Raw genomic sequence first — 13,762 nt, forward strand, 5'->3', positions numbered from 1 at the left:
ACGCAGGCTCGGCAGCTGCTACAAGGAGGGCGCCCCGGTCAGGTTTTATCCGCAATCGGGTTCGCCGTACGCAACGGCGGCTCGGCCGAGCGGGCAATCACGCTGATGATCGCCAGTGCTGCAATCAGCAGCCCGGGCGAGGTCGCCAGCAAAACTCCGGTGGTGCCAGCCCCGGCCGCCAGAATCTGCCCGGCGGCCAAGGGCCCGGCCACTGATCCGAGGCGACCGATCGCCACCGCAGCGCCGACGCCGGTGGCGCGCACCGAGGTCGGGTACGACGGCGGTGCCAGGGCGTAAAGCACCAGCTGCGCGGCCATCACAAACAACCCGGCAGAAAAACCGGCGATGGCCATGGGGACGATGCCCACCGACAGGCCGACTCCAGCCAGCGCCGCCAGCAACCCGGCGTAGACAAACAGCACCACTTTGATGCCGTTGCAGCGATCCAGCAGCAGTCCGCCGAGCAGGGAACCGAGGGCGCCGCCGATGTTGAACAGCATCTGCACCAGGCCTGCCTGGGGTTTGCTGAAACCCTGTTCCAGCAACAGCGATGGCAGCCAGTTGAGCAGCATGTACATCACTGTCAGGGTGAAGAAGTAGCTCAGCCACAACGCCAGGGTGACGCGGGTCCGGTCTTCGCCGAACAGCGCCTGGCCGGTTGACGCGCGCGCCACGTTGACGCTGTCTTGTTGCTGGCGAAAGGCGCTGGACTCAGGCAGCAGCAGGACCATCAACGGCACCACCAGCAAGGGCACGAGACCACCGATGATGAAGGTCATCTGCCAATGCTCGGCAAACAACATGGCGACCACCGCCGCCAGCGCGCCGCCCAACGGCACGCCGGCATACATGATGCTGATCGCGGTGCCGCGACGTTGCTCACCCACGGCTTCGGCACACAGCGCGATCAGGTTGGGCAGGGCGGCACCCAGGCCCAGGCCCGTCATGAAGCGCGCCAGCAGCAGGCCGGAAAAACTGCTGACATAGGCCGTGTTGAGGGAGAACACGCCGAACAGCAGCACGGCGCCGATGAGGATTTTCTTGCGGCCGATGCGATCGGCGATCCAGCCGCCGAAGAAGGCACCCGGCAGTAAACCGATGATGCCGGCGCTGAATACCCAACCCATCATTTTCGGGTCCAGGGCAAAGGTCTGGCGCAGGCCTGCGGCGGCAGTGCCAGCGGCTTGCAGGTCGAAGCCTTCGATCAGTGCAACGATAAAACACAGGGCGATGGTCAGCGTCGTGCGACGTGATGGGGTGTCCATGGCGAACCTCATTATTGTTTTTGTTGGGGCTTACGGGGGAACGCGAGCCTGATTGCTGTAGGCGATAGCAGGCTGAAATTAAGATTAACAAAGATAACTAAAAAATGAATGACCAAGGTTTTTTACTGAAAAATGCCATTAATTTCATTTAAATCAATGTGATGACATAAGGTTGAAGATGTATTTAAAAAATAGATAATAATATTAATGTTCGATTATCGGTCATTGTGGATTGACGCCACCCTCAGGCGTTTCCATTCTCTGACCGGAGATCCTTGGGGCAACCCGACGATCCCGTTCAAAAAAACAACAACAATAAGTGGACATCGAACATGCCAAATCTCCCTCGGGACGCCCTCGTGGCGATCTCAACCTTACCTGTTCGCGCACGTCATCTGGCCCTGTTGGGTTTGAGTGTGATTGCCACTCCGGCGCTGGCCGAAGGCTTTATCGATGACAGTCACGGCACCTTGACCCTGCGCAATTACTACCTGGATCGGGACTACAAGGACGACGGGGCGAAGACCGCGGCCCGGGAATGGGCCCAGGGTTTTATCATGAATATGGAGTCGGGCTTTACTCCGGGGACTGTTGGTTTTGGCCTGGACGCTCGCGGCCTGATGGGCGTCAAGTTGGACTCGTCGCCGGACCGCAGTGGCACCGAGTTGTTGCCGGTGTCCGCCAGCGACAAGCGTGCGGCGGACGAGTATTCGCGCCTGGCCATGACCGCCAAGATGCGTTTTGCCCAGACCACGGTGAAGACCGGCGATGTGTCGATCTTCCTGCCGTTCGCTTTCGCCAGTCCGTCACGGCTGCTGCCACAGACGTTTCGTGGCACCACCCTCAGTTCAAAGGACATCGACGGGCTGACCTTCAACACTGGCTACATCGATCGCATCAACAAGCGCGATTCCACCAACTACCAGCCGATGAGCATCGCCTCGCCGAACCGGCGTTTCAACGGCGCGGCCACCTCATCGCACATGGCCTATGTCGGTGGCGATTACCAGGTGAACAAGGATCTGAGCCTGCGTGCCTATCACGCCGAAGTGGCGGATCTGTATCAGCAGAACACCCTGGCCTTGCTGCACACGCTGCAGGTAGGCGAGGGCACGTTGACCACTGACTTGCGCAGTTTTTTCAGCGACGAGGACGGCAGCGCCAAGGCCGGCAAGGTGGACAACCGCAACCTCTCGGCGTTGTTCGGTTATCGCTTTGGCGGCCATCGCCTGAGCCTGGGTTATATGCACTCCAGTGGTGACACCGCGACGCCTTACGTGTCGGGCACCGAGTTGATGGGCATGAGTGAGCTGACCATGAGCTCAGACTTTCTCAATGCCAAGGAGCGAACCTGGCAGGCGATCTACGACTATGACTTCGCCGCCGCCGGGGTGCCCGGCCTGAAGAGCCGGCTGCGTTATGTGCGCGGTGACCATATCGAACTGGCGGCGCTGAACGCCGACGACCGCAAGGAGCGGGAGTTCCAGATGGAGCTGGGGTATGTGATCCAGAGTGGCCCGCTGAAGAACGTCGGGCTGATGGCGCGCAAGTCGATCTATCGCAATGACTTCCCCACCGGCGCGGCGTTTCGCGATGAAAACCAGACCCGCTTTCTGGTGCTCTACACCGTGCCGATCTGGTAAGTCGTTTCAGGCCTGATAGACCTTCTTCAGCAACCTGAGCAGTTCTTCGCGTTCCTGACTGTCGAGGGCGGACGTGGCATCCATGTCGCTCTCGGCAGCGATCAGTTTCAGCTCCTTGAGCAGGGTTTCGCCGGTCTTGCTGAGAAAAATCCCGTAGGAGCGTTTGTCCGGTTTGCAGCGCACTCGCACCGCCAGCGCCCGGCTTTCCAGTTTGTTCAGCAGCGGCACCACTTGCGGTGGCTCGATGGCCAGTGCCTTGGCCAGGTCGGCCTGCATCAGCCCGGGGTTCTGGTCGATGATCGCCAGGGCCGAGAACTGCGCCGGGCGCAAGTCGTGGGCCGAGAGCCGGCCAATCAGGTTCTGGAACAGTTTCAGTTGCGCCCGGCGCATGGCGTAACCGATCAGGTCGTCGAGGGCTGCGTCCAGCGACGCCTGGGTTTCGGGGCTGTCGGCAGGCGCCTCGGGGGCGGCGGCAATCTTGGAAGACTTGGCCATTGCAGGGTGAATCCTCGGGCTGGCGGTTAAGAAGGCTATCTAGTTTGCCGAGATTGGCCGGGGATAGCCACGACCTCTTTCAGATTTCTAGGCGCTGCGCCCGTTTCAGGCACGAAAACAACTCGGTTAATTTTATTAATAGTTAATTGACATAACTATATTTGCGGTTTAGTTTTTACCCATCGTCAAGCCAAGAACAAGAGAGCATCGCCATGAGCAATTACGAAGGTCGCTGGACAACGGTCAAAGTGGAAATCGAGGAAGGCATCGCTTGGGTCATCCTCAACCGTCCGGAAAAACGCAACGCCATGAGCCCGACCCTGAACCGCGAGATGATCGACGTTCTGGAAACCCTGGAGCAGGATCCGGACGCCGGTGTCCTGGTGCTGACGGGGGCGGGCGAAGCCTGGACTGCAGGCATGGACCTCAAGGAATACTTCCGCGAAGTGGACGCCGGCCCGGAAATCCTTCAGGAAAAAATCCGCCGCGAAGCCTCTCAATGGCAATGGAAACTGCTGCGTATGTACGCCAAGCCGACCATCGCCATGGTCAACGGCTGGTGCTTCGGTGGCGGTTTCAGCCCGCTGGTGGCCTGCGATTTGGCGATCTGCGCCGATGAAGCGACTTTCGGCCTGTCGGAAATCAACTGGGGCATTCCGCCGGGCAACCTGGTGAGCAAGGCCATGGCCGACACCGTGGGCCATCGCCAGTCGCTGTACTACATCATGACCGGCAAGACCTTCGGCGGGCAGAAAGCCGCCGAGATGGGCCTGGTCAACGAGAGCGTGCCGCTGGCGCAACTGCGTGAGGTGACGATCGAACTGGCGCGTAACCTGCTGGAGAAAAACCCGGTGGTGCTGCGCGCAGCCAAGCATGGCTTCAAGCGTTGCCGCGAACTGACCTGGGAGCAGAACGAAGATTACCTGTACGCCAAGCTCGATCAGTCGCGCCTGTTGGACACCGAAGGTGGCCGCGAGCAGGGCATGAAGCAGTTCCTCGACGACAAGAGCATCAAGCCCGGTTTGCAGGCTTACAAACGCTGAAGCCTGGCGTTGCATCAGGCGAGCTGGCCGGGCGATCGAGCGTCCGCCAGCTGTTCGCCCCGGCGCCCAGGCGCTACTGTGAACCCCTCGACTGTATTCCCGATAAAGACAATAAAGAGGAATCACCATGCTGGACGTGCCCCTGCTGATCGGCGGCCAGTCGTGCCCCGCCCGAGACGGTCGAACCTTCGAACGGCGTAATCCGGTGACCGGCGAAATCGTGTCGCGGGTTGCCGCCGCCACCCTGGAAGATGCCGACGCCGCCGTGGCTGCGGCCAAAGCGGCATTCCCCACCTGGGCGCCCCTGGCCCCCAATGAACGACGCACCCGGTTGTTGCGCGCCGCCGAGCAGTTGCAGGCCCGCAGCGCGGAATTCATCGCCGCCGCTGGCGAGACCGGCGCCATGGCCAACTGGTACGGCTTCAATGTGCATCTGGCGTCGAACATGCTGCGTGAAGCGGCATCGATGACCACCCAGATCACCGGCGAAGTCATTCCTTCGGATGTGCCCGGCAGCTTCGCCATGGCCCTGCGTCAACCGTGTGGCGTGGTGCTCGGCATCGCGCCGTGGAACGCCCCAGTCATCCTCGCCACCCGCGCCATCGCCATGCCGCTGGCCTGCGGCAATACTGTGGTGCTCAAAGCGTCGGAGTTGAGCCCGGCGGTGCACCGGCTGATTGGCCAAGTGTTGCAAGACGCCGGCCTCGGTGACGGCGTGGTCAACGTCATCAGCAACGCGCCCCAGGATGCCGCGGCGATTGTCGAACGGTTGATCGCCAACCCGGCGGTGCGTCGGGTCAACTTCACCGGCTCGACCCATGTCGGGCGCATCGTTGGTGAGCTGTCGGCGCGTCATCTCAAGCCGGCGTTGCTGGAACTGGGTGGCAAGGCGCCGTTCCTGGTGCTGGAAGATGCCGACCTGGATGCGGCGGTGGAGGCAGCGGCCTTCGGTGCCTTTTTCAATCAGGGGCAGATCTGCATGTCCACCGAGCGCCTGATCGTCGATGCCAAGGTGGCCGATGCCTTTGTCACCAAACTGGCGGCGAAGATCGCCACCTTGCCCGCCGGCAACCCCAATGCGGAAGGTTCGGTGCTTGGTTCCCTGGTGGACAGCAACGCCGGCGAACGGATCAAACTGATGATCGACGATGCTCTCGACAAGGGCGCAACCCTGGTCGCAGGTGGCCGGTTGGAGGGCAGTATTCTGCAGCCGACTTTGCTCGATAGCGTCACCGATGCCATGCGCCTGTACCGCGAAGAATCCTTTGGCCCGGTGGCGGTGGTGCTGCGCGGTGAGGGCGATGAAGAGCTGCTGCGTCTGGCCAATGATTCCGAGTTCGGCTTGTCGGCGGCGATCTTCAGTCGTGACACCGGCCGTGCTCTGGCCTTGGCCCAGCGGGTCGAGTCGGGCATCTGCCACATCAACGGCCCGACCGTGCACGACGAGGCACAGATGCCTTTCGGCGGGGTCAAGTCCAGCGGCTATGGCAGTTTTGGCGGCAAGGCGTCCATCGAGCACTTCACCCAATTGCGCTGGGTGACCTTGCAGAACGGCCCGCGGCACTACCCGATCTGAGCAGCTGTCGCAGCGTCGGGCGACGTACGCTTGAGAGCGCTCGTCGCCCGCGTGCAGGCCAGAAATAACAATAACAAGGCTGCCATGCCCCAGTTGACTGCTTCGCAGCGGACCGGTGGCGTGCCTTGATGGAGAACAAGCACGTGAGTTCCGAATTCAGATCGCCACCCCAGGCCGAAGCCAGTGCACCGCGCTATCGCCAGGTATCCATTGGCTGTCCTGCGGTCGAAGTCAGCGAAGAGCAGGGCATATTGCATATGCGCTCCCTGGAACCCTTGGCCGAGTTGCCCGTACGCTTGCTCGATCGCCTGGTGCATTGGGCCCGGGTGCGCCCGCAACAGACCTTTGTCGCCGCTCGCCAGGACGGCGGCGACTGGCGCCGGGTGAGTTACGCCGAGATGCTGACCAGCGTCCGCGCCATTGCCCAGAGCCTGCTGACTTATGGTCTGTCGGCCGAGCGACCGCTGGCGATCCTCTCGGGTAATGACATCGAGCATTTGCAGATGGCCCTGGGCGCGATGTACGCCGGCATTCCCTATAGTCCGATTTCCCCGGCCTATTCGTTGTTGTCCCAGGATTTCGCCAAGCTGCGGCATGTCTGCGACCTGCTGCAACCGGGGCTGGTGTTCGTCAGCGACGCCGCGACCTATCAGCGGGCGATTGAGGCGGTGCTGCCGGCCGATACGCCGCTGGTTACCGTGCATGGCCAAGTACCGGGCCGCCGTCAGGCGAGTTTTGCCAGCCTGCTGGAACGGCCCGGCGGTGCCGAGGCCGATTGCGCCTTCACGGCTACCGGGCCAAACAGCATCGCCAAATTCCTGTTTACCTCAGGCTCCACCAAACTGCCCAAGGCGGTGGTCACCACCCAGCGCATGCTCTGCGCCAACCAGCAGATGCTGTTGCAAACCTTCCCGGTGTTCGGCGAAGAACCTCCGGTGCTGGTGGACTGGCTGCCGTGGAATCACACCTTCGGTGGCAGCCACAACGTCGGCATCGTGCTGTACAACGGCGGCACTTTTTACCTGGACGACGGCAAGCCGACCGTTCAGGGTTTTGCTGAAACACTGCGCAACCTCAAGGAAATATCGCCCACCGCCTACCTGACCGTGCCCAAGGGCTGGGAAGAGCTGGTCAACGCTCTGGAGCAGGATGGCGAGTTGCGCGAGCGTTTCTTCTCGCGCATGAAGCTGTTCTTTTTCGCTGCCGCCGGTTTGTCGCAACGGGTTTGGGATCGCCTGGACCGGGTCGCCGAACAGCATTGTGGCGAACGTATTCGCATGATGGCCGGGCTTGGCATGACCGAGGCGTCGCCGTCCTGCACGTTCACCACCGGGCCGCTGTCCATGGCCGGCTACATTGGCCTGCCGGCACCCGGTTGCGAAGTGCGGTTGGTGCCGGTGGACGGCAAGCTGGAAGGGCGCTTTCGCGGGCCGCACATCATGCCCGGTTACTGGCGCGCGCCGCAGCAGACCGCCGAGGTGTTCGACGAGCAGGGTTTCTATTGTTCTGGCGATGCGTTAAAGCTGGCTGACCCCCGTGATCCGCAACTCGGGCTGATGTTCGACGGACGCATCGCCGAGGACTTCAAGCTGAGCTCCGGCGTGTTTGTCAGCGTCGGCCCGTTGCGCAATCGCGCGGTGCTTGAAGGTTCGCCCTATGTTCAGGACCTGGTGGTGGCCGCGCCGGACCGCGAGTGCCTGGGGGCGCTGGTCTTTCCCCGGTTGTATGAATGCCGACGTCTGGCGGGTTTGAGTGCCCACGCCAGCGATGCCGAGGTTCTGGCCAGCGCGCCGGTGCGTCAGTGGTTCAGCGATTGGCTGCAACGGCTCAACCGCGACGCCACCGGTAATGCCAGCCGCCTGGAATGGATCGCGTTGCTCGACGAACCAGCTTCCATCGACCGTGGTGAAATCACCGACAAGGGCTCGATCAATCAGCGTGCGGTGTTGCAGTGGCGTGCCGACAAGGTCGAGGCGCTGTATCGCGGTGAAGAGCCTTCCATCCTGCGCGCCGGACCTCTGCCGTGAACGGTGCGGGGCAGTATTCGAGCTTTAGCGATGTGGCGATTTTCGAAGCCCTGCGCACGCCTTGGGTCGACCTTGGCGGGGCCTTGGCTCAGGTCTCGCCGATCGATCTGGGGATCAAGGTCGGGCGCGAGGTATTGGCCCGCGCCGCTCTCGATCCCTCCTCGGTGGACAGCGTGCTCGCCGGCTCCGTGGCTCAGGCCAGTTTCGATGCTTACCTGCTGCCTCGACATATCGGCCTTTACAGTGGTGTGCCGCAAGAGACTCCGGCGCTGGGGGTGCAGCGCATCTGCGCCACCGGTTTCGAACTCTTGCGGCAGGCCGCCAGGCAGCTGGATGACGGCGTGCAGCTGGCCCTGTGTGTGGCAGCCGAATCGATGTCACGCAACCCGATTGCCGCTTACACCCACCGCAGCGGTTTCCGGCTCGGCGCCGAGGTGGCGTTCAAGGACTTTCTCTGGGAAGCCCTCTACGACCCGGCCCCGGGCGTAGACATGATCACCACCGCCGACAACCTGGCCCGGCGGCATGGCCTGAGCCGCGACGAAGTGGATCGATACGCTCTGTGCAGTCATCAACTGGCATTGCAGGCGCAAGCCGACGGCTGGTTCGAACCGGAACTGGTAGCGATCGGTAATGAGCGTTTTGAGTTGGCCGGCTATCAGCCACGCAATATTCAGTTGCCACGGGGCGTGGACCGCGTAACGCACGATAGCCACCCGCGACCTACCGACCTGAGCGCTTTGGGCCGGTTGCGGTCGGTGCATGCCGGCGGTGTGCAAACGGCCGGCAACAGTTGCGCGGTGGTCGATGGTGCGGCGGCCGCGCTGGTGGGGCGAGCTTCTGCGGCGCGGCGTCCGGTGTTGGCCCATTTGCTGGCCAGTGCCGTGGTGGGCGTGGCACCGGAGTTCATGGGCATCGGCCCGGCGCCGGCGATCCAGTTGCTGCTGCAACGCAGCGGCCTGGCTATTGACGACATCGGCTTGCTGGAAATCAACGAGGCCCAGGCGGCACAGGTGCTGGCCGTGGCGCAGGTGCTTGAACTGGACGGCGACCGCCTCAACCGGCGGGGCGGCTCCATCGCCCTGGGGCATCCCTTGGCCGCCAGCGGGTTGCGTCTGGTGCTGACCCTGGCCAGGCAACTGCGCGAGGGCAATCTGCGTTATGGCATTGCCGCCGCGTGTGTTGGCGGCGGGCAGGGTATGGCGCTGCTGATCGAGAACCCGGCCTATCAAGGCTGAACACCGCGACCTCTGCTCAAACCTGGCGTCTCTCTCTTGCGTTACTATGCAGGCCCACCTTTCTGGAAGTTGCCTGGATGAGTAAGCCCGGTCAAACGGTGTTGGTCGCATTGCGCAAGATGATCGCCTCGGGCGAGCTGGCGGCGGGCGAGCGGTTGATGGAAATCCCCACGGCGCAGCTGTTCGGTGTTTCGCGGATGCCGGTGCGCATGGCGTTCCGCACGCTGGAGCAGGAAGGCTTGCTGGTGCGTTTTGGCGGGCGCGGGTTTCAGGTGCGTTCGGTCAGCCCCGATGACATTGCCGGTGCGGTCGAAGTACGGGGCGTACTCGAAGGCCTGGCGGCGCGTCAGACCGCCGAGCGCGGGCTCTCAGACGAAGCCCGGGCGACCCTCGAACAGTGCCTGATGCAGGGTGATCAGCTGTTCGATAAAGGGTACGTGACCATAGAAGACCTGGAGGTCTATCACGACCTCAACATGCGTTTTCACCAGGTGATCGTCGAGGGAAGCCACAACCCGGCGATCGCCGATGCCCTGGCGCGCAACGATCATTTGCCCTTCGCTTCGGTGACCGCCCTGGCCGTGGACCGCAACGACATGGTCCGGGAATACCGACGCTTCAACTATGCCCACATGCAACACCATTCGGTGTTCGATGCCTTGGTCAACCGCCAGGGCGCGCGTGCCGAAGCGATCATGCGCGAACACGCCAACGCCACGTTGCGCTACGCCGAGGTCTTCGGCTCAGCGACGGCCGAGGAGCGGATGAAGGTCATTCTCCGCTCGGAATAAGCGCGGTTTATCAGATATCCAGTACCAGCAGCGGCGTTTTCGAGCGCGAGCAGCAAGGGGTGAACTGGTCGTTGCAGGCCTGTTCATCCTCGGTGAGGAACAGGTCGCGATGCTCCGGCACCCCCTCCAGAACCCGAGTCAGGCAAGTGCCACAAATGCCTTGTTCACAGGAAATGGCGATCTCGATGCCTTGGTTTTGCAACACCTGCACCACGCTCTTGTCGGCCGGCACCTCGAAGACCTGACCGCTACTGGCGAGCTTGATCGAGAAACTGCCATCGGCGCCAGTGTCGACGGGCGCGGCGGCGAAGTACTCGCGGTGCAGGTATTGTTCCTGCCAGCCCTGCTTCCTGGCCGTGTCCAACACGTGCTGCATGAAGCCGCCGGGGCCACACACATATAAATGAACGTCGTTCAGCGGCGTGGCCAGAACCTTGGCCGCGTCCAGCGCGGTGTCGGGTTCCTGATCGAAATGCAGGAACACCCGGTCGGCAAAAGGCGAGTGCTGCAGGCGTTCGACAAAGGCTGCACGGTCCCGTGATCGGGCACAGTAATGCAGCTCGAAATCCGCGCCACTGTGTGCCAGGCGTTCGGCCATGCACAGGATCGGCGTGATCCCGATACCACCAGCGAACAGCAGGCTGCGCCTGGCCTCATGGACCAACGGGAACAGGTTGCGCGGTTCACTGATCGGCAGGCGGGTGCCGGGGTGGATCTGCTCGTGCATGGCCAGTGAACCACCGCGGGAGGTCGGGTCCTTGAGCACGCCGATCAGGTAGCGATGGCGTTCTTCGGGGTGGTTGCACAGGGAGTATTGCCGGATCAAGCCGCCGGGCAGGTGCACATCGATATGCGCACCGGCGCTGAAGGCCGGCAGCGGTCGGTCATCGACACTGGCCAGTTCATAGCTGCAGATGTCGTGGGCTTCGTTGTTGCGCGATACCACCAGCACTTCGATCATGCCATTGACTCCTGCGGGGCTTGCTCCCTGGCGATCAGGCGCTCCAGAACCCGACGCGACTGCACGCCGCCAGCGTCGATGTTGAGCTTGAGCAAATTGCGCGCGGGATGGCTGAGCAGGTTCTGTTGCTGGCGTTCGAGCATCTCCAGGTCCTCGCTGAAAATCTTGCCCTGTCCCTCGCGAATGCTCGCGGTCAAGGCTTCATCCTGCGGATTGAAGTTGCGCGCCATGCCCCAGAAGTACCAGATCGAGGTCTCGGTTTCCGGCGTGATGAAGTCGACGACGATGCTCGACGCCTTGAACTGCTGGGGAGCCTGATAACCACCATGGCCGGCATGGGCCACGCCGACTTCGATCAGCACATGGCTGGGCGGGGTGAAGCGGCAGATCTGCCAGCGGTCCACCGGCACATCGTCGGCCAGGTTGTTGCCGCGCAGGGCCATGCGCCAGAAGGGCGGGGCCATGATGTTGTCCATGTGGCGGGCGGTGACCACCTCATCGCCTTCGACCGTTGTGACCGGCGGCGCTTCGTCGATTTCCTTTTGGCCGATGCTGGACGCATGAACGTAGGTTTCATGAGTCAGGTCCATCAGGTTGTCGATCATCAGGCGGTAGTCGCACTGGATGTGGAACAGGCCGCCGCCATAGGCCCACTCGTCACTGACGGCCCATTCCAGGTGATGGATCAGCGCCGGGTCGGCCAACGCCTGATCGCCGGGCCAGACCCAAATAAAGCCGTAGCGCTCGACCACGGCAAAGGTCTTGTTGCACGGGAAGCCGCGAACCCGCTGCCCGGGCATTTCCACAGTCCTGCCGTCGCACCCCATCACCAGGCCGTGATAGCCGCACACCAGATTGCCGTTTTCCACATAACCCAAGGACAGCGGCGCGCCGCGATGAGGGCAGAAGTCCTCGACAGCCGCCACCTTACCCTCGTGGCCGCGGTAAAAAACCATCTTTTCACCGCAGATCTGACGGCCCAATGGCTTGCCAGCGATTTCATCGGGCGTGCAGGCGACGTACCAGGTGTTCTTGGGGTACATGGAGATTCTCCAAGGTTGTTTGTTGTTATTTAGTGGATCCATTAATGGTGATTTATTGAGGTTTTGTCAAACTGATTCTGTTTATTAACGATTTGGTGGATCCACTGGTGACTTTGGAATCCTCCGAATCAATAGCGGATCATCACGGATTTCAGCTCCGTGTAGTCGTCGATAAACGCGCCGCCGAATTCACGGCCGATGCCTGAAGACTTGATGCCGCCGAACGGTACTGCCGGGTCGAGGAGGGTGTGCATGTTCACCCAGACGGTGCCGGCTTCGATGCTCGGGATCATGCGCATGGCTTTGGACAAATCGTTGGTCCACAGGCTCGCGCTCAGGCCGTACGGTGTGTTGTTCATCAGTTCGAGCAGCTCGTCTTCGGTGTCGTAGGGGTAGAAGGTGGCGACCGGGCCGAAGGTTTCTTCGTTGAGCAGGGAGTCGTTGACGGTGTTGGCGAGGATCACCGTCGGTTCGACATAACAGCCGGGGCGGTCGATCAGGTTGCCACCGCAGATGATGGTGTTGTTTTCAGCACGGGCCTTGTCGAAAAACGCGCCGAGCTTGAGTTGATGCTGGCGGTTGGTCACCGGGCCGAATTCGGTGCGCTCGTCCAGGGGCGAGCCGATGTTCAGCGTGCTCAAACGTTGGGCCAGTTTGTCCATGATTGGCTCGATCTGTGAGCGATGGGCGAAGAACCGTTCGGCAGCGGCACAGATTTGCCCGGAATGCAGGAAGCCGGCTTCGATGATGCCGTTGACCGCTTTATCCAGATCGACGTCGCGCAGGAACCCCGCCGAGTTTTTGCCGCCCAGTTCCAGGGTGGCGCGGGTCAGGCCGGCACCCATGGCGCTCTGACCGACGGCAATGCCGGTCGGCACCGAGCCGGTGAACGACACCTTGTCGGTGCCCGGGTGTTCGATCAGCCCTTTGCCAACCAGCCCGCCCCCTGTCAGTACGTTCAGTGCGCCGGCCGGGAGACCGGCTTCAATGGCCAGTTCGGCGATCCGCAGGATGGTCAGCGGGGTGAACTCACTGGGTTTGATGATGATGCTGCAACCGGTCACCAGCGCCGAGGCGAGTTTCCAGATAGCGATCATGGTGGAGAAGTTCCACGGCACGATGCCGACCACCACCCCGACGGGTTGGCGCAAGGTGTAGGCGGTATAGCGTTCGCCGGCGAAGGAGGGCAATGACGGGGTGATGGTCTGGCCGCTGATCTTGGTCGCCCAGCCAGCGTAGTAACGCAGAAAGTGAGCGGCCTGATCGACTTCGAAAGCCCTGGAAATCTGGATGATCTTGCCCGATTGGCAGGTTTCGATCTGTGCCAGTTCTTCGCGGTTGCGCTCCAGCAAGTCCGCCAGTTTCAGCAGCACATTGCCCCGCGTCGCCGGTGTGGCCTGGGACCATTGTTTGAAGCCACGTTTGGCCGATTCCACCGCCGCGTCGATATCGGCTGGATCGGCATTGGCGACCTGGGCAATGACCTTGCCAGTGGCAGGGTTGATCACTTCCAGTGTCTGGCTGGAACGGCTCTGGACGTAGCCGCCGTCGATAAACAATGCATGGCTTCGACGGAGGAAGGCTTCAACTTGAGGCAGCAGCGCAATATCGCTCATGGGGGTTTTCCTGATCGCGAACAAGAGAAAAACCCGAGGTTAATCCGTGGGGGCATGCGTGGCT

11 protein-coding genes are annotated in these 13,762 nt (G+C 62.0%); 6 read left to right on the plus strand and 5 right to left on the minus strand.

The window, feature by feature from the left end:
* Nucleotides 1-38: 38 nt before the first annotated feature.
* On the minus strand, nucleotides 39-1,265 hold the full coding sequence (gene mhpT / locus FFH90_RS13805; protein WP_138867368.1) for a 3-(3-hydroxy-phenyl)propionate transporter MhpT: 1,227 nt from the start codon (nucleotides 1,263-1,265) through the stop codon (nucleotides 39-41).
* A gap of 332 nt (nucleotides 1,266-1,597) precedes the next feature.
* Between mhpT and FFH90_RS13810 the strand changes: the two genes are divergently transcribed.
* Entirely contained in the window at nucleotides 1,598-2,908 is a 1,311-nt protein-coding gene (locus FFH90_RS13810) for an OprD family porin (RefSeq protein WP_019649001.1), read from the plus strand.
* A 6-nt stretch (nucleotides 2,909-2,914) separates the two neighbouring features.
* Here the strand turns inward: FFH90_RS13810 and FFH90_RS13815 are convergent, their stop codons facing one another.
* Entirely contained in the window at nucleotides 2,915-3,403 is a 489-nt protein-coding gene (locus FFH90_RS13815; RefSeq protein ID WP_018927890.1) for a MarR family winged helix-turn-helix transcriptional regulator, read from the minus strand.
* A gap of 212 nt (nucleotides 3,404-3,615) precedes the next feature.
* On the opposite strand from FFH90_RS13815, the gene FFH90_RS13820 reads away from it, so the two are divergent.
* The 5 genes from FFH90_RS13820 to FFH90_RS13840 all read left to right on the plus strand — a co-directional run bounded on the left by FFH90_RS13820 (nucleotide 3,616) and on the right by FFH90_RS13840 (nucleotide 10,078).
* Nucleotides 3,616-4,446 (plus strand): p-hydroxycinnamoyl CoA hydratase/lyase, encoded by an 831-nt coding sequence (locus tag FFH90_RS13820; protein WP_007895816.1) that lies wholly within the window; start codon nucleotides 3,616-3,618, stop codon nucleotides 4,444-4,446.
* Nucleotides 4,447-4,573: 127 nt separating this feature from the next.
* Nucleotides 4,574-6,022 carry an aldehyde dehydrogenase gene (locus tag FFH90_RS13825; RefSeq protein ID WP_138867369.1) on the plus strand — a complete coding sequence of 483 codons (1,449 nt, stop codon included), beginning with the start codon at nucleotides 4,574-4,576 and terminating at the stop codon, nucleotides 6,020-6,022.
* Nucleotides 6,023-6,165: 143 nt separating this feature from the next.
* Complete coding sequence (locus tag FFH90_RS13830) at nucleotides 6,166-8,049, plus strand: feruloyl-CoA synthase (protein WP_138867370.1); 1,884 nt, start codon at nucleotides 6,166-6,168, stop codon at nucleotides 8,047-8,049.
* A complete protein-coding gene (locus FFH90_RS13835; protein ID WP_138867371.1) occupies nucleotides 8,046-9,287 on the plus strand; it encodes a thiolase family protein in 1,242 nt (413 codons plus the stop codon). Before FFH90_RS13830 ends, FFH90_RS13835 begins: the two co-directional genes overlap by 4 nt.
* Before the next feature lie 77 nt (nucleotides 9,288-9,364).
* Nucleotides 9,365-10,078, plus strand: a complete 714-nt coding sequence (locus FFH90_RS13840; protein WP_018927894.1) for a GntR family transcriptional regulator — start codon at nucleotides 9,365-9,367, stop codon at nucleotides 10,076-10,078.
* Nucleotides 10,079-10,088: 10 nt separating this feature from the next.
* Here FFH90_RS13840 and FFH90_RS13845 read toward each other — a convergent pair whose 3' ends face one another.
* From FFH90_RS13845 to FFH90_RS13855, 3 genes are all read right to left on the minus strand, one after another.
* Complete coding sequence (locus FFH90_RS13845; protein ID WP_138867372.1) at nucleotides 10,089-11,039, minus strand: PDR/VanB family oxidoreductase; 951 nt, start codon at nucleotides 11,037-11,039, stop codon at nucleotides 10,089-10,091.
* Nucleotides 11,036-12,082, minus strand: coding sequence for an aromatic ring-hydroxylating dioxygenase subunit alpha (locus tag FFH90_RS13850; RefSeq protein WP_138867373.1), 1,047 nt, complete (start codon nucleotides 12,080-12,082; stop codon nucleotides 11,036-11,038). Before FFH90_RS13850 ends, FFH90_RS13845 begins: the two co-directional genes overlap by 4 nt.
* A gap of 128 nt (nucleotides 12,083-12,210) precedes the next feature.
* On the minus strand, nucleotides 12,211-13,698 hold the full coding sequence (locus FFH90_RS13855) for an aldehyde dehydrogenase family protein (protein ID WP_018927897.1): 1,488 nt from the start codon (nucleotides 13,696-13,698) through the stop codon (nucleotides 12,211-12,213).
* Between the last annotated feature and the right edge of the window lie 64 nt (nucleotides 13,699-13,762).

This window comes from Pseudomonas sp. ATCC 43928 (assembly GCF_005938665.2).
GTDB lineage: Bacteria > Pseudomonadota > Gammaproteobacteria > Pseudomonadales > Pseudomonadaceae > Aquipseudomonas.